Origin of the sequence: Clostridium sp. DSM 17811 (genome assembly GCF_018861905.1) — a bacterium.
Lineage (GTDB): Bacteria > Bacillota > Clostridia > Clostridiales > Clostridiaceae > Clostridium_AD > Clostridium_AD frigoriphilum.
In genome coordinates, this window is record NZ_JAHLDU010000046.1 from 1 (window position 1) to 20,328 (window position 20,328).

At 30.3% G+C, this 20,328-nt stretch carries 18 protein-coding genes; 13 read left to right on the plus strand and 5 right to left on the minus strand.

Going from position 1 to position 20,328, the window contains the following annotated elements; all coding sequences use genetic code 11:
* Positions 1 to 327: glycoside hydrolase family 73 protein (locus KPL44_RS23705; RefSeq protein WP_216255643.1), on the minus strand; the 327-nt coding region annotated here is incomplete at its 3' end.
* Positions 328 to 1,026: 699 nt separating this feature from the next.
* Between KPL44_RS23705 and KPL44_RS23710 the strand changes: the two genes are divergently transcribed.
* Positions 1,027 to 2,109, plus strand: a complete 1,083-nt coding sequence (locus KPL44_RS23710) for a hypothetical protein (protein ID WP_216255645.1) — start codon at positions 1,027 to 1,029, stop codon at positions 2,107 to 2,109.
* Positions 2,110 to 3,311: 1,202 nt separating this feature from the next.
* Here the strand turns inward: KPL44_RS23710 and KPL44_RS23715 are convergent.
* Positions 3,312 to 3,719, minus strand: a complete 408-nt coding sequence (locus KPL44_RS23715) for a hypothetical protein (protein WP_216255647.1) — start codon at positions 3,717 to 3,719, stop codon at positions 3,312 to 3,314.
* Between the two features lie 134 nt (positions 3,720 to 3,853).
* Between KPL44_RS23715 and KPL44_RS23720 the strand changes: the two genes are divergently transcribed.
* Positions 3,854 to 4,813, plus strand: a complete 960-nt coding sequence (locus tag KPL44_RS23720) for an Ig-like domain-containing protein (protein WP_216255650.1) — start codon at positions 3,854 to 3,856, stop codon at positions 4,811 to 4,813.
* A gap of 600 nt (positions 4,814 to 5,413) precedes the next feature.
* Here the strand turns inward: KPL44_RS23720 and KPL44_RS23725 are convergent.
* The gene (locus tag KPL44_RS23725; protein ID WP_216127961.1) at positions 5,414 to 5,704 is read right to left on the minus strand and encodes a hypothetical protein; all 291 of its coding nucleotides are present in this window, start codon (positions 5,702 to 5,704) and stop codon (positions 5,414 to 5,416) included.
* Positions 5,704 to 6,495: a ParA family protein gene (locus KPL44_RS23730; RefSeq protein WP_216255652.1), complete on the minus strand. Its 792-nt coding sequence runs from the start codon at positions 6,493 to 6,495 to the stop codon at positions 5,704 to 5,706. Before KPL44_RS23730 ends, KPL44_RS23725 begins: the two co-directional genes overlap by 1 nt.
* 2,157 nt (positions 6,496 to 8,652) lie before the next feature.
* Here KPL44_RS23730 and KPL44_RS23735 point away from each other — a divergent pair.
* The 9 genes from KPL44_RS23735 to KPL44_RS23775 all read left to right on the plus strand — a co-directional run bounded on the left by KPL44_RS23735 (position 8,653) and on the right by KPL44_RS23775 (position 16,711).
* Positions 8,653 to 9,351, plus strand: coding sequence for a hypothetical protein (locus KPL44_RS23735; RefSeq protein ID WP_216255654.1), 699 nt, complete (start codon positions 8,653 to 8,655; stop codon positions 9,349 to 9,351).
* 375 nt (positions 9,352 to 9,726) lie between these two features.
* Entirely contained in the window at positions 9,727 to 11,169 is a 1,443-nt protein-coding gene (locus KPL44_RS23740) for a DNA-binding response regulator (RefSeq protein ID WP_216255656.1), read from the plus strand.
* 191 nt (positions 11,170 to 11,360) lie between these two features.
* The gene (locus KPL44_RS23745; protein ID WP_216255658.1) at positions 11,361 to 11,861 is read left to right on the plus strand and encodes a hypothetical protein; all 501 of its coding nucleotides are present in this window, start codon (positions 11,361 to 11,363) and stop codon (positions 11,859 to 11,861) included.
* A 251-nt stretch (positions 11,862 to 12,112) separates the two neighbouring features.
* Complete coding sequence (locus KPL44_RS23750; RefSeq protein WP_216255660.1) at positions 12,113 to 12,943, plus strand: hypothetical protein; 831 nt, start codon at positions 12,113 to 12,115, stop codon at positions 12,941 to 12,943.
* A 558-nt stretch (positions 12,944 to 13,501) separates the two neighbouring features.
* Positions 13,502 to 13,945 (plus strand): NUDIX hydrolase, encoded by a 444-nt coding sequence (locus KPL44_RS23755; protein ID WP_216255662.1) that lies wholly within the window; start codon positions 13,502 to 13,504, stop codon positions 13,943 to 13,945.
* A 439-nt stretch (positions 13,946 to 14,384) separates the two neighbouring features.
* Positions 14,385 to 15,197 carry a hypothetical protein gene (locus KPL44_RS23760; RefSeq protein ID WP_216255664.1) on the plus strand — a complete coding sequence of 271 codons (813 nt, stop codon included), beginning with the start codon at positions 14,385 to 14,387 and terminating at the stop codon, positions 15,195 to 15,197.
* A 41-nt stretch (positions 15,198 to 15,238) separates the two neighbouring features.
* Positions 15,239 to 15,637, plus strand: a complete 399-nt coding sequence (locus tag KPL44_RS23765; protein WP_216255666.1) for a hypothetical protein — start codon at positions 15,239 to 15,241, stop codon at positions 15,635 to 15,637.
* Between the two features lie 27 nt (positions 15,638 to 15,664).
* Entirely contained in the window at positions 15,665 to 16,237 is a 573-nt protein-coding gene (locus KPL44_RS23770; RefSeq protein ID WP_216255668.1) for a Bsp6I family type II restriction endonuclease, read from the plus strand.
* A 57-nt stretch (positions 16,238 to 16,294) separates the two neighbouring features.
* Positions 16,295 to 16,711: a hypothetical protein gene (locus KPL44_RS23775; protein WP_253201927.1), complete on the plus strand. Its 417-nt coding sequence runs from the start codon at positions 16,295 to 16,297 to the stop codon at positions 16,709 to 16,711.
* A 60-nt stretch (positions 16,712 to 16,771) separates the two neighbouring features.
* Here KPL44_RS23775 and KPL44_RS23780 read toward each other — a convergent pair whose 3' ends face one another.
* On the minus strand, positions 16,772 to 18,019 hold the full coding sequence (locus KPL44_RS23780) for a DNA cytosine methyltransferase (RefSeq protein WP_216255670.1): 1,248 nt from the start codon (positions 18,017 to 18,019) through the stop codon (positions 16,772 to 16,774).
* A gap of 138 nt (positions 18,020 to 18,157) precedes the next feature.
* Between KPL44_RS23780 and KPL44_RS23785 the strand changes: the two genes are divergently transcribed.
* A complete protein-coding gene (locus KPL44_RS23785) occupies positions 18,158 to 18,901 on the plus strand; it encodes a hypothetical protein (RefSeq protein ID WP_216255672.1) in 744 nt (247 codons plus the stop codon).
* Positions 18,902 to 19,054: 153 nt separating this feature from the next.
* Positions 19,055 to 20,328 (plus strand): WG repeat-containing protein (locus KPL44_RS23790; RefSeq protein WP_216255674.1); only part of this gene is annotated, 1,274 nt, incomplete at its 3' end.

Consider the following 20,328-nt stretch of genomic DNA (forward strand, 5'->3'; position numbering starts at 1 on the left):
TTTAGATGTTATTACAGATTTGTACCGGTTAAAGCTTAAAAGCTTTCCATGGTCCAGGATGCTGTCACCCAGCGTATCATACTTTCTAAACATGCATACCATGGGAGTGCTTACTCCATTTATAAATTCATGAGTGTTAAATTCTTGAACTTCATATCCACAACCTTCTGTCCATTTGATACCAAAGATGTTATTACCTTTAACATATTGTAGCCAGCCTGTTTCGAGTATTGCTTGAGCTATGGTTAATGAGGGTAGGATGTTGTATTTTTCATAGGATAGTAAAGCGCCTGGGATTAGGCTTTCTATTATTTGGGTTTTGTCCATTGTTGATTCCTCCTTTAGGGTTTTACTTATATATATGGAGGAAGGGAGAAGTTTTTAGATTTGGGGGAAGATTATTTTATTATATAAAGAGAAGGTAACACAATATCGACTGATTTATATTCAAATTGTATTTTAGTTAAAAAGATTACTAACTTTTAAGAGCTAGTAATTTTTTATTAAAGCATTGGTTTATATACGTTGTTAAGTACTCAGTTAAATTTAACTGAGTACTTGCACTTTTAAACGGATCCTTTTGATACAATATAATTTTCCGTTATGTTGTATGCTTTTCATTAATGGTATTCGTCTAGATAATACTCTAAAAAAAGCATTTCTGCTATTAATGTGTTCTTCCTAAAACTAATAAAAAAATCATGTAAAATTTTTCTCGAATTGTATATTAAGCTTTATATGTTAAAATATAATAAAGAATTAAATTCTTAGGAGGTTCTATTATGATTAAAGTTGCAGTCTAGCACTATACATACAATAAACAGCACCACAACAGCTTCACTTATATTATCTACTAAGCAGTATTAACCGCAAACGTACTCAATGTAACGTTTGCATATTAACAATACAGCACACAACGCACGAACTTACTCAATACACTAATTCACACAAAATAAGCAGCTACAAGCTTGTCAGGGTGGTAATGTTGTATAAGTAGCGTTCTATGCAGTGCTAAGGGGGCTCACAATGAAACGTAATATAATATCAACAACTTTAATCGCATTATTATTAGCAGGAACAACTTCTTTTTCAACATCAGCAGTAGTACCTAGTGCAACATTAGCATCAATAGTTAACGGTTCAGTAATTATTAACACTCACGTATTTACTTTAGAATATGCCAACACTTCTAGCAATCGAAGTGAAATAGTAGACGCACTAATCAAAGGCAATGAGATTTATGTGAAAGACTTCGATGGCAACTGGATAGACAATCTTACAGGAGTAAAAGTAGATGTAAGTATTATTACAGGAGAGTATACTTTTCCAGTAATAGTTAACCCACCAGTAATAGTTACCCCAGTAGTAGTAGACCCTAGTACATACAAAGCATCTCTTACATCTAAATATAATGCAGCAGTAGCCGCAGTACAGACAAACATCTATAGAACTATACTACTTCCATGTGATGATAACACTGGCAGAATGGATAATTCACAGCTTATTTTTCTATATAAAATATTACAAAATATGAATAACGACTTTATCAACCACTCTCAACTAATATTAGAAGATTATAACACAGCTGCATCAATACTAGACAGCATGACAGAAGCAGTTACTACAGACAACGTAGCATACTATATAAGTGACTATACTAGAAGACCTCAGGCGACTACACTCCACCAAGAGTTAAACAGTGACGTTACTAATGAAGTAGGTATTGCAAATACATTTGAAGATTTACACAAAGTAAAAATATCAATGCTAATCAACAAAGCAGATTTACCAGTAGCTACACTAGCTACAGTGCAACCAAAACAGTTTATAACACTCAATAACAAGGTTTATGTTCAGCTTAACAATTTATTCTGCTTAGACAAAAATTTAACTATACCAGTTATAAATAACACCTATACTGTTCCAGTGGTAGACGGCAGAAGTATTTTAACAGACTTCGACTTTCCGTATAAATCAACAACACCATTCACTGACCCAGCAATAGACACTACAGTAGTAAAATCACTTACGCCAGGTAACTATTCTATTAAACCTATGAGAGATATAACTACTCTAGTGCAGTCAGTAATTGTAGACAGAATTAACTAATTGACTCACTAACCCTAGGTATACACAGATATGCTATCATAATATCTGTGTAGGTCTAATTATTATGTAAATTATGAGAATAAAAACGTTTTGAATTTTATATGAGACAACGCAGACCAATAGACATATTTAAGAATTTATCTTAGATCTACCTTTATACATACTACGTCCCGCCATCAACTGTTATCTAACAGTTTTTGAATGTAACATAATAGTAATTGAGTTACTTTCACATTGTGGCTATTGCCTATTCCTTAAAAATTTTAGTTTCAATGTAACATATCGTGTTGAATTGTTACGTTGAATGTATTTTAAATAAGATAAATCTACACCATCGAGGTGATTACAAAAGCTATCTTCCTGGGTCTTATATTGTGAAATCTATAATCCAATAGAATACAATTTACTTATGGATTAACAGTTTTATTTGCTTCAATAGTCCCTTATTTATTAAAAAATATAACTATAGAGTATTGAAGGTGCAGTCATAAAAAATAAATCCAAGAAGAAGAGCTCTGCAGGTCAGTTTATTTTTTATCACTGCGCCTATTCCCATGTGTATTCCTTTGTAGCCAAGGAAGCTTTGGACAATCTTACTCAAAGAATCTCCATTCCGTTCATTCTTCACTTCATTACAATTCTTTCAGTAAACTAGTCCAAAGCAAAAAAAATAATTACCCCTTCTCCCATGGGTAATTATTTCTACAGTTATTATGATTATATATATTACATTCATGATCCAAGATATATTCAAGTCTATAATTGCTTAGTTAAATTTAACTAAATGCTTAACAACCCATATATAGCTTAAAACAAACTTAATATTTTTTCGTAACTTTGTATTTGTATGTTTCATAATAATTTTAGATTTAGTTTTAAATAATTAATAAATTATTACTTTAGTTATATAGCCAGTATAGTGAATTTTGATAGCACAACCTTGTTTTCTTTCCCTGGAAATAAGGAGAGTGTAGTAGATATCTTAAATTTAGAGGGTACCTGCAGCAGCTAACGGTTTCCTCATAAAACAGCTTTGCATAAATTTTGGGATAATAAATTAAATTTAAATTCGCTATTTTAATGAAAACACGAGCTTTATTATGTATGGTCCTAAGGCTTTTACCATAATTGGTAATTGATAAGGTAATGCTCAGGTGTCTTTTTTTAACGTATTAAAGCATCTAAGTTATATATTATTGATGTTATTTTTTAAAGAATTCCATTCCAAGCTCCAGATCACTTTTTCCCATTACCTTTTCTATAGTTCCATTTTTTAGTTTAGCTGCTAGGGATAAAATATTAGTTATAACTTTACTAAGCTCTTGGAGCTGCACTTGAGATTTAGCGAGAGCCGATTCAATATTAGCTGTTAAGGTTTCTTCATTATGCCATTTGGATATTTGATTCTCATATAAACATATGAAATCTAATTGCTCTGAAAATACCTTGATAACTTTTTCTACTATTTCATCATTCAAAACATATGGTTTAGATTGCGCCTTCAAAAGATTTTTATATTGATCTTTAGCTTCTTCTAGTTGACCAGATATCATTGTAGACATCATAGGTAGCATACTTATAGGGTGCCAATTTTGTTGCTGTTTCTCCATGAATTTAGTCCTTTCAAGTGTTGTATTTTTTTATAAGATAGTATCACATAAATTAATAATACTTCATAAATTGCATTTATTTACGAGTATAACTTAGATAGTATTATTTTTTTAATTACGGGGGGTATTTAAATATGAATAAGAAGGTTATAAGTTCATTTCTTACTGCTTTAATGATAGTAGGAGCATCATCAATTTCAGCTTTTGCTACAACGGATAATGGTAGTGTTGTAATTGGGAGTAAATCATTTGATTTAGCTTATGCTAATGATACAAAAAATTCAACGGAAATTACTAATGCAATAGTTGAAGGTGGATCAATTTATGTTAAAGATTTTTCGGGAAATTGGATAGACAACAATACAGGGAAGACGGTAGACTCAAGTGTTATAGATGGTGAGGATGAAGGTCAAGTTACTACAGTGAAAGTTGCATCAGCAAATCCACTTGTTATTACCAAGAATGCAAATGATACATATACATTACCAACAACAGTTCCAGCAACTTTAACGAATGGCACAACTAAAAATTTAGCAGTAACATGGGACAAGGTTGCAAGTACAAAGGTAGAAGGAAATTATAAATTTACAGGTATATTAACAATGGCTGATGGAGTAGTTAATTCAAATAATGTAACTATAACAGCTATATTAACTATTACTTCAGAGAGTAATTATACTTTAGTCGATGTTAGTAATTATAATGGTAATTATGAATTTTTGACTAGAAGAGGAACACTTGAAGAACAAAGTGGATTGGTGGGAGAAGGAATGGTGGAGTTTATACACATTAACCTTAAATTCATATCAAAAACAAAAGCAAATATAGAAATAGAATATACGTATGCCACTAGATCACATCTTTATGAGCCTAGTGCTAGAGGAAGCATCGTATTTAATGACAAGGGAATGGGACAAATTGTTTTTTTAGAAGATAATGGATATCTTATGAACGGTAAAATTACACTTGCTTTAAAAAATAATGAAATTGAATATCAAGCACCAACAAATGGACAAACTAATGAAATTATAGGAGGATTTCCTTTAGGTAGTCGCATGCTTGAAAAAGTAGAATCATTTACTAAGCTGTGGTGAATTGAAAAAGTAAATTCCACTTTGTAGAGCTAATTTCCACTGCAAAATAAGGTTACTAAGCTGTTCTAATTTTTATGAACTTAGTAACAAAAGGCTTGATTTAAAAGATTTGAAAAAAGAATATACTAAAACTATAATAGGATGTGATGATTTCTATAAGAATTAATTTCAATCGTCATAAGTTAAATAATTTATAAAGGTAACATAACATATTTTTTAATTATAGTTTCTATAGCAGCTGCAATCAAAGACCAGTCCACATCAAATTTTCTCATTCATGCTTTATGCGTAAATTTGATGTGGCACAAGCTCTTTCACTTCTCCTATCCTAAAAGATGTTTCGGACAATATTACTCAATACCTATAAGTAAAATAGGCTATTATAGAATCTAAATATTCATAGTGCTATTTAGTCTTTAATGCAGTCAGTAAACTTGTACAAAGCAAAAAAAATCTCATACCCAGGGGGTATTTTTACTCTAAAGTCTTTACCAGGAGTGGCTTAATTAAAGAGTGTAACTACATAATTTAATTCATCATTAATATAATAATTAATATAGTTTCTAATATATTAATTATTATATAAGAAACTATATTAATTTATTTAATGCCTAATACATGTTTTAATATATCATTTACAAGCTTACTTTCGCTTATTTTCTGATTTTTAGCTATTTTTTTTATTTCATTAGTTGCATTTGTTTCTAAATAATATGTTTTATTTTTAAAATTTTTAGAGGTCTTTTCTATAATATCCTCAAGATTAAAGCCAGTTTGTTTTAGGGCTTTATTTTCGACTGAAACTACAACATCCTCAGTTTTTTGTTTTTTTCCAGAATCTAATATTTCAAAGCTACGATTTTGTATAGCTTTATCAAATTTATTTGTCATTATAAAATACCTCTTTCCTTCATTTCATTAACAAGTGTTACATATGATTTATATCCTGCAGATGATTTACAATAAATATTTATAGGTTTTGCTTCTAACTCAGCTTCTTTTAATTTAACATTCATAGGGATTACAGTATCAAAAAGTATGTCTTTTACTTCATCATTTCTTTTACAATGATCCCTAAATTGTGCTGAAAGATTCATTCTTTTATCGTACATATTAATTAAGAAACCTTTTATATTATTTTTTAATTTCAAGCGTTTTCTTATATCTTTCCAAAGAGCCAAAAATAGTTCAGAACCTTCTACTGAATTCATACTAATATCAGATACAAGTATAATATCAGTTGCAGCTACAAAAGCATTTTGATTAATTATGCTCATCGAAGGATTTGTATCTATAAATATGTAATCATATGTATTAAAATATTTTAAATTATCGTCAATATAGTTAATAAGTATATTTTCCCTACCAGCTAAGCTGACAAGCTTTAATTCCGTAGCAGTTAAAAATATAGAACTTGGAATAACATCAAGAGACGGAAGTTCTTTAACCGGTGATTTTATAACTACATTATCAAATTCAATATCATCCTCCAAAATATTTTTAATGCTTTTTAAATTTTCTACGGTTCTATCTATACCAAAATTATTGGTACTATTGCCTTGAGGATCCACATCAATAACTAGTATTTTTTTGCCTTCTTCTGCAAGTAAACCAGCTATATTAAATAAACTAGAACTTTTCCCAACACCGCCCTTTAGGGTGCTAAAAGATATTATTTTCAATGTAATCCCTCCTAATAATAATATATTAATTAATATATTAGAACTTATATTAATTTTTATAGTAATTTATATATTAACAATACTATTATATTTTATAATAGTAAATACTTTTCTAATATAAAATATAATCCTGATATTAAAAAAGTACCAGGATTATTAACGTAACTAGAACAAATATAGTTGTTAAAATGTAGCTTTGGACAATCTTACTCACTGCCAATAAGTAAAACATTCTATTATATTGATGCAACATTAATCTTTATATTTAGTCTTTGTAACAGTCAGTAAACTAGCCCAAAGCAAATAAAATATTCCCCCTTCCCCCAGGGGTAACAAATCCTGCTGCAGTGCAGTAGGATTTGTTTTTATAACCGTACTAATATTAAAAATTTTCTACATAACTTAGAGGTAAAACCTCGCTTCGCTCGGGTGAAAAATGGACAGGTTTTCACCTCAGCCTATCAGAGCAGTGACCGTGTTCTGAGAATTTAGAGTTTCAAAAAAATAAATTTATAGTAGAGGTCAGAAACTCGTCCATTTTTCACGGCAAATGGACAGGCCTACCAGCCACTTCGTACCTCAGTAGCTGGGCTAGTCCATTTGCTTGCAACCCACAAGTTTAAAAAAATAGTTAGGTTTTGCAGTTTCCTTTTGAATATCCAAATATTATTATAGTAAATAGATTTTATAGAACATTATAAAACTTATTATAATAATCATTTTATTTTATATCTATTGTAGTTATTAGTAGTATAGGAAGTTTGGAAGGACAAGATCTGGGCACGTATACCGTCACCCCAAAAAGAACAAGCTTTAGCATAAGACTCTCTAAGCTTCCCATTGTTTTCGTCCCTCAAACACTGGGAAACTAAGAGGTTCTAATTCCAAAGCTGGTCCTTTTTTGGGTACCCGACGGCGTGCATCGATTCTAGCTAAATTTTAATTGTCTCTTAATTTAATCATTCTATATAAATAATCAAAAAAATTCCTAAGTCTACGCAGCCATTTCGATAAAGCTCGCTCCAACCGCCACCACCGCGACCTTTAACGAAAGGGCATTATTATTCATAAAAGATTCCAAAGAACCAAAACAAGCATTCCATTTCTTCGCTTGCAAGGCGCTCATCGATGGAACCTTTATCCCAGAGAGTACAGTTAATCTAAAGACCCGTGGCTCGATAAATTTCTAATACGAAATTTAACGACCCACTAGAATCTTAAATCTTAACAAGTTAGATCCTCGCACGCATATAAAGTTTAATCCATACCACTTAATCTAAAAACGTACACCGCCGATGGACAAGCCCAGGGCTTGTCCACCTTGAACAAGTTGAGATGAACCCACAACTAGTACAAGGTGGCTAGGGTCTTTTATGATGCATAAGTTTTAGGCATACGGCGACCATTCGTGTAATTTAGGGCCACTTAACATTATTTTGAAATTATTATTGAATTTTCAAAGTACCATAAACGTTAAATTATAGATATGTCAGTACTTTGATTATGGTACTGAGTTATAGAACTCGTTAATATAGCATTAATAGGTTTTACCTACCTAATTAAAAATTAAGAACTATAAACGGTCGTTTATGGTAGGGGGTATTTCAATAAAAAGCATTGAATTGTTACATAAAATGGAAAGTGACCCGTTTTTACATGAATGGTTGCCGTACCCATTTTACATATTCATTAATTTTTATTTTGTATCAAATTTAGCGGGTTACTAATGCCCTTACCTATCGGGTCGGACAAGTGAAGTTTAGAAAATTAAATAAAAAAATAAAAAATTATTTTTTTAAATAAGGAAGACTTATTTATTTTCATTTGTAGTAATTAGAACTTTAATATAATGATATATGCGCCCTATGCTAAGCTTAGGTCATGTTTATAAAGAGCAACACTAACTCTATAGTTGTTATAAACAAAGGGATATAAGGGGTGTTTATAAGCAACTATAAATAAACACTATTTAATAATATTTATATAGCAACTACAAAGCAACACCAAAGCAACACTAAGAAATATTATAAATAAAAAGTTATTTTAGCAGTCTATAAATAAAATCAATAAACATAACATTTTAATTTTATGATATTATATAATTACAAGTAACTCAAAAGTGTTTATAAGGTGTTACATATAAGGTGGGATAGGGCGATGAGTAAAGCCAAAAAATTAGATTTACCTATTAAAAAGCTAATAGAAATAGCAGAGAATCTTAATAAAAATACTATAGCAAATAAAAGTAGGAATAAAGAAGAAAAAATTTCAACGGATAAATTTATAAAATTTACGTTTGATATAAATAGAAAAGATTATATAGAAACAACTAAAGGTACCGGGATCGGATATAATAAATCTACTTTTTTATATGATATAATTAAAATATCAGATGGAAAAGAGGAAATAACATCTAGTAATACCATAGTAACTCCAAGTGAAAATAAGGATATACAGCAGGTATTAAAAAATAACTACCAAGAAACATTCCTTAAGGAACTACAAAGCAACACTAAGGTAACACCTATTGAAAAAGACAATAATAATAATAATACTTCAGTGGTAGTTAAAACAGAAGTTACAGAAGCAGTGAAAAATGCTATAAAAAGTGAGTATCCTGAAATTGAAGAAATGATTCAATGGTACAAAAATAAAAAAGGTAATGAGAATATAATAGATGTACCTGAAATAGATCTTAACAACCATATGCTTAAAGGTGAGGTTATAAGCAGAAGTGTAAAAACTTATAAAATAGTACTTGATGAATTTGTTTTGTTTTGTAAGGGGCAAAAAGAAACTCAAAAGGATCTTATAGCACTGGCTCTAGTGGAGTTTGTAAACAAATACAAACGATAATTTGATAAGAGTTGACTATATATTATAAAAACTTGAAATTATAGGTAATTCATAGTAGAATTAAAACATATAAAATTACAAAAAACAAAATAAAAATACAATTATTTACAAATAGAAAGTAATCAGGGTTTATATCTCCAAAAAATGAAACAACTCTTGAATAGAAAAAGTTTGGTCGCTTTAATTCAAGAGTTTGATAAATCCTGATAACTTCCCGAATAGGAAAGTTATATCTTTAAATATTTTATTTAATTTATATACTTAGTTTAATATATCTGTTAACAATAGTCAAGATATGTATAAGTTAAATAAAGTATTTAATCGGTATAATGCAGCACTCTTATTTGGGTTACAAAAAAATAGGAGGGCTTTTTTATGTTGGCCGAGAAAATACATATTGGCGACTTAAGTGAGATTATAAGAAATCTAACTATAGTGCCAATAGATGATGTGGTTAATAGTTCAGAGGTATCCCAGGCTCAAATGCAAATAAATCTTTTGCATGAAAATGATGATGGATACATAACTATAGCCCTTAAAAAGGATAATAATTGGATACAACATCACTACAAAGTGGACGAGCTTAAAGAAAATATAGGTAAGGTTATAGGTGTAAAAGATGCAAATATATATTTAAGTCCTAATTCTTTTTACAAACCTAAAAGACGTATAGAAAATATAAGAAAATTAAATTCTTTATTTATAGATTTAGATTATTATACATTAGAACAATACAAAGGGTTAAGTGCAGAGCAGATTATATGGTTACTTGAGAAAGATTATTTTAAACAATCTGTTCCACCACCTAGTTTTATAGTTATTTCAGGTCAAGGGATAGTTATTTACTGGCTTATAGAGCCAGTGCCATATATGGCTCTTCCTCTTTGGAATGCAGTGCAGAAATTCTTTCTAGAGAAGTTAAAAGAAATAGGTGCGGATGCTAAATCAATTGATGCAGCTAGAGTATCTAGGCTATCAGGAACTATTAATCAAAAAAATGGACAAGCAACTGAGATATTAGTTTTTAATGAAGAAAGATATTCGCTTCGGGATATTCAAGAAAATTATCTACCGGAGCTAAATGATTACGTTAAAAATCCAAGTGTAAAAAAACGTGGAAGAAAATCAAAGGTTGTAAAACTATTTAATCTTTATAGTCTTCACCATGCAAGGCTGATGGACATAGTAGAGATTCAGAATTTTAGAAAAGGATACTGCAGGAATGAAAACGGGGAATTAGTAGAAAAAAGCCAAAGAGAACTTATGTGTTTTTTATATAGATACTGGGCCTGTTGTTTTACTAATGACCTTAAGAAGGCCTTAGAGGACACTTTAGAGTTTAACAAAGGATTTATATGCCCATTACCTGAAAGTGAAGTTAAAAGTCAAACCTCGCAGGCAGAAAGAGCATATAAATCATGGCTAGAGAATGAATTTGATCCTCGCCCCAAAGAAGATATAGAACAACTAAAAATTAATTTTGAAGAGGGCACAGTTAAAAAGAAAGATAGATCTGGATATAAATATAAGGGTTACAACTATAAAAATACAACGCTTATAAAGCTTTTAAACATTATTGAGGATGAGATGAGGCCTCTTAAGACTATTATTAATACAAAAGAAATTAAAAGAAGAGATCAAGTGTATCAAAGGGTTAAGAGAAGAGACAAAGAGGGATTAACTAAAAGAGAAAAGGCTAAATTAGAAAAAATAGATGCGATAAAAAAACTTAAAGCAAAAGGATTAACTCAAAAGGTAATAGCAAAAAAATTAGAAATAACACAACAATCAGTTAGTAAGTTATTAAAAGAAATGTAAATATTTAAGTACAACTGAAACGTCGGATAAGATTATGGGTGTAACCTGTGTACTGAAATTATTTGATAAAGTGGGCGTTGCTACCTATTATGTAAATATTTAAGTACAACTGAAACGTCGGATAAGATTATGGGTGTAACCTGGTTCCTCTTTTTTGATGTTCTTTGGGTTTTTTTTGGGAGGTTTTTACTATGTTATATGTGGATTTAGAACAAAAATGGAAGCTTAGTATCAGTGGTAGTATAACTACTGCTTTAAAAGGAATCTCTGAGGATGAGGTTTTTGATTCTGTGGTTGATTATTGGTTTAAGGATAAATTTGAAGATGTAGAAGGAACGCTGCAGTATGTTAAGAGAATTACAGATGAAAGATTTGATGTAGAGAATGAGCTCTTAGAGGATATTAAAAAGGTATTTGAAGAGAGATATGTTAAAAAACTAGCTAAGTTAAAGAGTAATGCTGTTGAGAGAGTTAAAAAACAGAAAATGGAGCCAGCTACTGATAAACAATTAAAGTATGCTAAGAAGCTTTACAAAAAGGCACATGGAAAAGCAAATGGTTTTGATGATAGGGAATATAGTAAGCATGAGATGGTTGTTATAATAGGGGATCTGGTGAAAAGATTGGATAACATGGAGGAAGAGGATCTTGGAGAGAGTACGGTTTTGGAGCTTAGTGATTTTAGGAAGTAATAGGGATGGTTTAAATTATTTTAAACGTATTTTAAGAAGGTATATATAATTATTCAGAGAACCGAGTAGCCATCTTTTATGATGCCATTTTATGTAATTAATATTTTTTATGCTCAAGAAATAATTTGCATACCTAAATTCACTCGATTACCTAATACACTTCAATTTATTGAGGGTATATCTAATCTGTTATGATGTACTCTGAGAATGTTAGAACACAATATAACAATAAAATATGGAGGTTATTTATAATGTTAAAATTAAATATAAAGAATAAAATAGTAATATTGTTATTGTGTGCAAGTGTCAGCTTAATTGGCTGTAGTGTTAAAAATAAAGAATCAAGTGAAATCAAACAAGTAACAAATAATAAAGTAGATATTACACCTTTACGATTTAGTAATAAAACATCATTAACAGATTTGACAAAACTAGATGGAAAGAAAGTTTCAATTGTAGGTTATATGGAAGAAGTCGATTCTGACAATGATAAGGCTAATAGTTACATTGCAAATGTTCCTTATCCTCAGACTCATAAAAGTTTTAGAGATATTCTAGACAGCATAGTAAGTATAACTGAAGTTGACAATAAAGATTTTACTGTACTTAAAGGACCGGTTATAGCTACAGGCTATATGAAAATTGAATCTGTAAAAATAAATATAAGAGGTGATAGTGAAACTTATAAATATAAAATGGTAGGAGTTACTGTAAGAAGATTAACAGTTAATGAAGTAGATGAAAATGTAAAAACTTACACTAAATTAGTTGATTCAGGATTCTGTACTGATTTTGATGAAGCAATGAAGTTATTCTCATTTTTAGAAGATATTAAACTTAATCCAACTAACGCTAGATTTGGGGATTCAATTTTAAAAAGAATGGACAGTGAGTTAGATAAAGTTGGTAGAGATAAATGCAAAAATTTAGTTATAATGTTGGATAGGTTCAAGATAGCGGGTTTAAAAATGGATACTGATGTAAAAAACGGGAAAAAAATAAATGAGGAATGGTTTATGAAAGAATTGAATGTAGCAAGAAACGCGTATAGAACTTGGATAAATTTAAATGTAATAAAATAATTAACAACGTACCCAAAAAGATAAATTGGGACAGTCAATAGGGGTTTGTGTAGTAATGGGTAGTAACCGCTAAGCGTAAATTTATCACGTTAAGACACATATTATCAAAATGGTGATAAATTCAGAGAGAATATTAAATATACTCGTGTTAATTTAATGTTTTTATCAAAGATTTTACATTAGCTAATATATATTTTTTATTACTGTTTTAGTTAGAGTTATCAATACATACTATAACTTATTTTAACTAACTTGTTTTGAGTAAAAAAATAAGAGTTTTATCGCTTAATGATTAAACCCTATATATATCAATGCTTTACAATAATGGTATATGTTTTTTCGAGTTAGAACTATTGCCTATTAATTCTAACTCAGAATATTTAAATAATAGTGTTGAATTGTAAATAATGGGCCTAACGTTGTAAATTTACGCTTTGCGAGCACTACCCCAATTGTCCCATAAGTGATGCTTGGATCTTATATGATTAAGACCTTTAAAACCTATATTTTCAGAAAGTATAAATTAAAACATACCCATATAAAGAGAGGTTAACTAATTTGAATTTAAATAGAACATTAACTGCAACAGTATATGTTATAAATAATGGTAGAGTACTTTTACATATGCACAAGAAGCATAAAACACTTTTTCCTTTAGGCGGACATATGGAACCTGAAGAATTGCCACATGAAACGGCAATAAGAGAGGTATATGAAGAATCTGGACTAAAAATTGAGCTATATAGTGATGAGGATCAACTGGAGCTAGGAAGAGTAAGGCAGTTACATAGACCTATGAATGTATTGTTAGAAAACATAGGACATCCTATTGAAAATATAGATTTTATTTATTTTGCAACGGCTAATGAAGAGAAAGTACATCCACAGGATGGAGAAAGCAAAGCGCTGTATTGGATGACTAGAGATGAGGTCATTAATAACGGCGAAATTGAGCCACATATAGTGTCAATGGCTTTAAGAGCACTTGATATAGTAAAATAGTATTTTAGTAACATATAAATCAAAAAAAGCATTTTCGCTCTTTAAATGGAGCGGAAGTGCTTTTTTTGATTTAACTAAATCTAAAGGTTAATGCACATGCTTTTAGAGTGATGGCTGGCGGGCAAATAACGTGCTTGTGAGTAGCTGCGTTTGACAACGCTAGGGGGAGGGTAGGCTTTGTTGAAGAGGTTGATTAGACTCCTTAAGAACGCCATTAAAGAGCTTTGGCAACTAAAAATTAAAACCTTTAATACCCATTTAATATGTTCATTTTTTTATCGTTTATCCAATTTACATGATAAAAACAATATATATATAATTGATTTTATTTAAAAGTAGCTTATTTATAATTAAAGTTTTTATAAAAAGTAGCTTGTCTATAAAGAGGTTTTATGATATTGTATAAATACGGTAATATATTTAGAAGGAGTTGGTAAAAATGGTCTTGAGACCCTTAAGTTTAATAGAATTGAGAGGAATTTTTGACGATACTGCTATTGAGGTACTTGAATTTTTCATAAGAAAATCTGTGTTTTCACAACCTGAGCGAATACCTGGGCAAGAGCATCTACCTATTCAGGTACCTAAAGAACACATAGAGCAATGGGTTGTACAAGCAATAGGTGGACATCCCGTTGGTGCAGGTAGTTACGGTGTGGATGTAATTAAACCAGGTATATTTGGTGCAGATGTTAAAATGCTTTCTTGTAAAATAGATGCATTTGGGAACGTAACTAATAGTGATTCTGGAGAAACTTCTTTGGCACAAAATTTTAAAGATACTGGTGTTTCTTTAGATCAATTGTTTCAGGATAAAAAATATGAAGAAATAGTTGACGGTTGGAAAAAAATTATAACTTATAAATTGGAAAAAGTAAAAACTGAGCAATCTGTAAATAAAATATACTATATTTTTATATTGAGGGCGGGTGTAAATTTCAAACTGTGTGGCATGGAAGTAAATATAGATGAACTTCAAAACATTAGTGCAGACCATGCTTCTTCATCTAGTTTGTTTATAGATAATTTTATAGATTCTAATTTTGGAGGAGTTAAAATATATAAAGCCAAGAAAAGGATGGAACTTCGACTACGCGCAAAATATTGGGTAGATCACAATATGACACTAAATTTTAATCTGAATTTTAATTCAGAGCAAGTCAATATAAGGGAATTAGTAGAAAACAAAACACTTTCTGAGTATGAACATAAATTAGCAAGAAGTTCATTTTTTAATAATTTAAAGAGATAACTATTATACACTTAGAAGTAATTATATGTATGGAGGTATTTATGGATATTATATTAACAATATACCCAGAAAACATTGAAAAGATATTATCTGGTATTAAAAAATATGAATTTCGAAGAACTATATACAAAAATCAAGATGTAAAAAATGCATACATTTATGCTACTGTTCCAGTAAAAAAGATTGTAGGTGCTTTTAAAATAGGACAAGTTATTTCTGGAACTCCAGAGGAAGTATGGTCTAGGTGCAGTGAGGGTTCAGGTACAACCGAAGAAAGTCTTATGGAATATTTTAAAGGTAAAGATACGGTGTATGCTTTAGAAATTATCGACTATAAAAAATTTGATGCACCAGTAGAGCCAAGAGATTATATTAAAGACTTTTATCCACCTCAATTTTTCAGGTATTTAGAAGAAGGTAAAAGTTTATTTTTTATATAAATTAAAACTTCAAGGAGGTGTATATTTATGCAACAAATAATTGGAACACTTAGTTTACCAGAAGGAAAATTCAATTCTAAAGTTATGATTTTTGGAGAAAGTGATAAAGAAAAATTAAAAGTTATCTATACAAGTTGGAGGAATTTATGCGATTTATTAGTGGAAATGGGCGCAAGAAAAATAAATCTTCCTGAAGGTTTATCAGAGCCTGCTTTCTGTATGGCTAAAGGGATGGCTAGAATTACTCAGTCTATTTCAGGGGCAAATACTTCATTTGACTGTTATGATCCAAAAGGAGAAAGAGGCAATAATAGAATCCAAGTAAAAGCCTGCAGTGTTATTCCTGATCTAACTTCTTTTGGCCCAAATTCTGAATGGGACAGGATATTTTTTGTTGACTTCTACAGAGAAGGAAATTGGGATGGATCTTTTGATGTTTATGAAATTTCAACTGAAGATGTTTATAATATGAGAGTTAATGAAACAGAGACAATGGCAGATCAGAAAAAGTTAGGTAGAAGACCTAGATTTAGTATTTATGCTAACTTGATAGAAAAGGGAATGTATATTTCTAAAGAAACATTTAATTTATTTGAGTAATTTTTCTTAAAAGAAACTAAAAAGCTTATTAAATTAATAATAAAAGGGGGAAATTTTATGGCAGTTGCAGGTGATTCATATATTGTAACAATTAAGCAAGCACATTTAGATTGGGGGCATCATAGGTATACTAATTCTCGGGGCATAGTGTATGGAGAAGGTTACATTAAGCTCGATTCTACTAGTGCAAAATCTTTCGATATCTACAATTCCAATTATATTCCTAATTATAAGCCTAATAAGATTGATATATTAGGAGTTAACATTTTTAATTGTACATCAGTCGATGGACTTTTTAATGGTATGCTTAAAGCAGCAGGTAATCAATTTGATCGTATACATGCAAAGCAACTGGAAGGAAATGGAGATTTAAAAACACTTGGATCTTGGTATGCGCAACTTAATGCTCAAGAGGGAGATCACGTTGAAGTTACATGGACTTCGCCTACTGATATTGTAATTAGACACTATTAATACTTTGTAAAAAATAGATCTCTTCATGGAATTGATAGCCATAAAGGGATCTGTTTTTCTTTATTTAAGTGCCTTCAAAATCTCTTCAGCAATTAATTTAATAACCGGCACAGAAACTGCATTTCCGGCTTGTTTATATAAAGATCCATTTGGATATTTTCTTGCGCCAAATTTACCAGGAAGTGTATATCCATCTCCTATAGGGAACCCTTGAATTTTAAAAGTTTCAGTAGGCGTTAATTTACGAATGCCATCAGCTACTTTAATCAAAGGTACATTGTGTCCACCAGTTCCCATGTTTGCAGTAAGAGTTGGGCATACATTGCTCATATTCTTTCTTACGTACATACCTCTTCTAACTTGATAAAATTGATACTCTTCAGTTATTTGTTCATCAAGATTAATTCTTTCTGCTTTTCGTTTTTCTTTAGGTATATTTAAATATTCTTCTTCGGTTATAAAATATCCAGGATACTTAGCTTTAGTATAGTAGTATTCTGAAGCAGTATCTTTTGTTAAACTAAGATCCAACACCTTTTTTATATCTTCCTTTCGATCAAGTGGAGTTTTAGCCTTAAAATAATTATTTGTATTATCAAACATTGTAAATGCATCAGCATCTTCCTGATTCAAAAATCCGACTATATATATCCTTGCTCTATTTTGAGGAAGATCTGAAAAATCCATAGTATTTAAAATTGTTTCTTTAATTATATATCCTGCATTTTCAAGTTCACATTTGATTACTTTGTAAGTTTCTCCACAATCATGGCTTTTTAAATTGCTTACATTTTCTAGAAATAGGACTCTAGGTTTACCATGCATGCGTTCTAAAAGATTAACTAAATTGATAACACTCCAAAACAAATTTCCACGATGATCGGCAAAACCTCTCCTAGAACCAGCTAAACTGAAACTTTGACATGGAAAGCCTCCCATTAGAATATCTATTCTATGTTTTAAAATCTCAGTTTTTTTATTTTCATACTCGGGTTTTTCTTTTTCACACTTTTCTATTAATTTTTTTAAAGACAACTTTTTTTTCTCATCATCTTCTTTTTGTAAATTTTCCATCAAGACTTCTTTTTCACGGTCCAATATAGTCGGGTCTATAATTTTTTCAATATCACCAACTATAAGCTCATGATTAAAGTTGGTTCTATAGGTCTCAGCTGCATGTTCATCTATTTCATTTGCCCAGGTAAGGTCAAATCCTGTATTATCATATTCAGCTTGTTTAAAACCTAAACAAATTCCTCCTATTCCTGCAAATAGACTACCAACCTTATACTTTTTTTTGATTATCATTTGTGAATGCTCCTTTCAAATATAAAACGTATGTTCTCTATAAAATTAAGTATAGCATATAACATAATAAAAAGCAGCCATACGCCGCACTTTAATTATAGTAATTTATGGTATTATATTCTTAAGGGGGAATGCTATATGAATAAACTTACACAAGAATCAAATAGTTACATAATAAACAGCAAAAAACCATTTAATCCAATTAGTAGATTTAATCCAGTATCTTTAAAAGAGTCTTTCGACTTTGCATATGATATGAGTTTTGGAAGGGTAGGAGAACATAGAGATCATAGGACTGGGGGGAGTCATAAAAGAGAAAATGGTGAAATATTTATAAATACATTTCAGGGAAAGCTTGCCGAATTTTCTATATATGAAATATTCAAATCACATGGAATGGATATTCCTAAACCTGATTTAGAAAAATATGACTTGGGTGCATGGGATACTTGTGATTTCGATATAGATGGAATTAAGTTGGCGGTAAAATCAACGAAACATTTTGGACAACTTCTTCTTCTAGAAACTAAGGACTGGAATAATAAAGGTGAATATTTACCTAATAAGGACTCTGATAATGATACATATAATTATTTTATTCTGGTAAGGATCAGTCCAGAGGGTGATTCATTAATGAAAAGGCATAGACTGTGGTATTCTAAAGATATAAATAGAGATCAGCTCGAAGATATAATTTCAAATGAAAACTGGACTTACGATTCACCTGGATACATTAGTAACATGGAATTAGTAGAAATCATTAATAACCAATTTATTTTACCCAAAGGATCAATGTTAAATGGTAAAACTAAAATGGATGCAGAAAATTATTATATTCAAGCTGGGGATATGCATGATATAAATGGACTATTCAAGAAATAATTATGATTTAGTACAAATAGAATATAAATAATATTATATTCTATTTGTATTTTTAACTTTGTAGTTTACCTAAAATGAAAAACTGTTATTTATTACTAAAAAATTCAGTAGTGTTATAAGATTAGAGTTAAGTATTATAGGGGGTATTTTAATATGAAGAAGAAGGTTATAAGCTCATTTATTGTTGCATTAATAACAGTGGGAGCATCATCAATTTCAGCTTTTGCTACAACAGCTAATGGTAGTGTTGTAATTGGGAGCAAATCATTTGATTTAGCTTATGCTAATGACACAAAAAATTTAACGGAAATTACTAATGCAATAGTTGAAGGTGGAGCAATTTATGTTAAAGATTTTTCAGGAAATTGGATAGACAATAATACAGGAAATACTGTAGACGCTAGTGTCGTATCTGGTGGTCAAGTATCCCCAGCAGTAGTTAAATCAGTAGTTGCAATAAATATTACTAAGAATATAGGCGAGGAGTATACATTACCAACAACAGTAACAGCCAGTTTAGTCAATGGAACAACTAAAACTTTATCTGTAACATGGGACAAGGTAGCAGATACAAAAGTAACTGGAAATTTTACATTTATAGGTATATTAACAATGGTTGATGGAGTTATAAATTCAAGTAATGTAACTATAATAGCCAATTTAACGGTTAGCCCATCTGTCGACTCAGCAGAAGTCGAATATGCAATTAAACCTCAATTAGATAGTGTAAACAATTTTAGCGAAAGTTTAGCAGCAGTTAGTGTTGATGGTAAATCTGGATTTGTTGATAAGCTAGGTAAATTTATTATTAAACCCCAATTTGATGGTGTAGGTAATTTTAGTGAAGGGTTAGCAATGGTTAAAGTCGATGGTAAATGTGGATTTGTTGATAAGACAGGTGAAATAGTTATCAAACCCCAATTTGATTATGTAGGCAATTTTAGTGAAGGATTAGCACAGGTTAATATTGATGATAAATGTGGATTTATTAATAAAAATGGTGAAATCGTTATTGAACCTCAGTTTGATTTAGCCTATGGTTTCAAAGAAGATTTAGCACCTGTTAATGTTAATGGTAAATGGGGATTTATTAATGAAACTGGTGAAATTGTTATTGAACCTCAATTTGATGATATACGTGATTTCAGTGAGGGGTTAGCAATGGTTAGAGTTGATGATAAATGGGAGATTATTAATAAAACTGGTGAAATTGTTATTGAACCTCAATCTTTTGATTATGTAAATAATTTTAGTGAAGGGTTAGTAATGATTGAAATCGGTGATAAACGGGGATTCATTAATAAAACTGGTGAAACTGTTATTGAACCTCAATCTTTTGATTATGTAAATGATTTTAGTGAAGGATTAGCAGTGATTGAAATTGGTGGTAAATGGGGATTTATTAATAAAACTGGTGAAATCGTTAT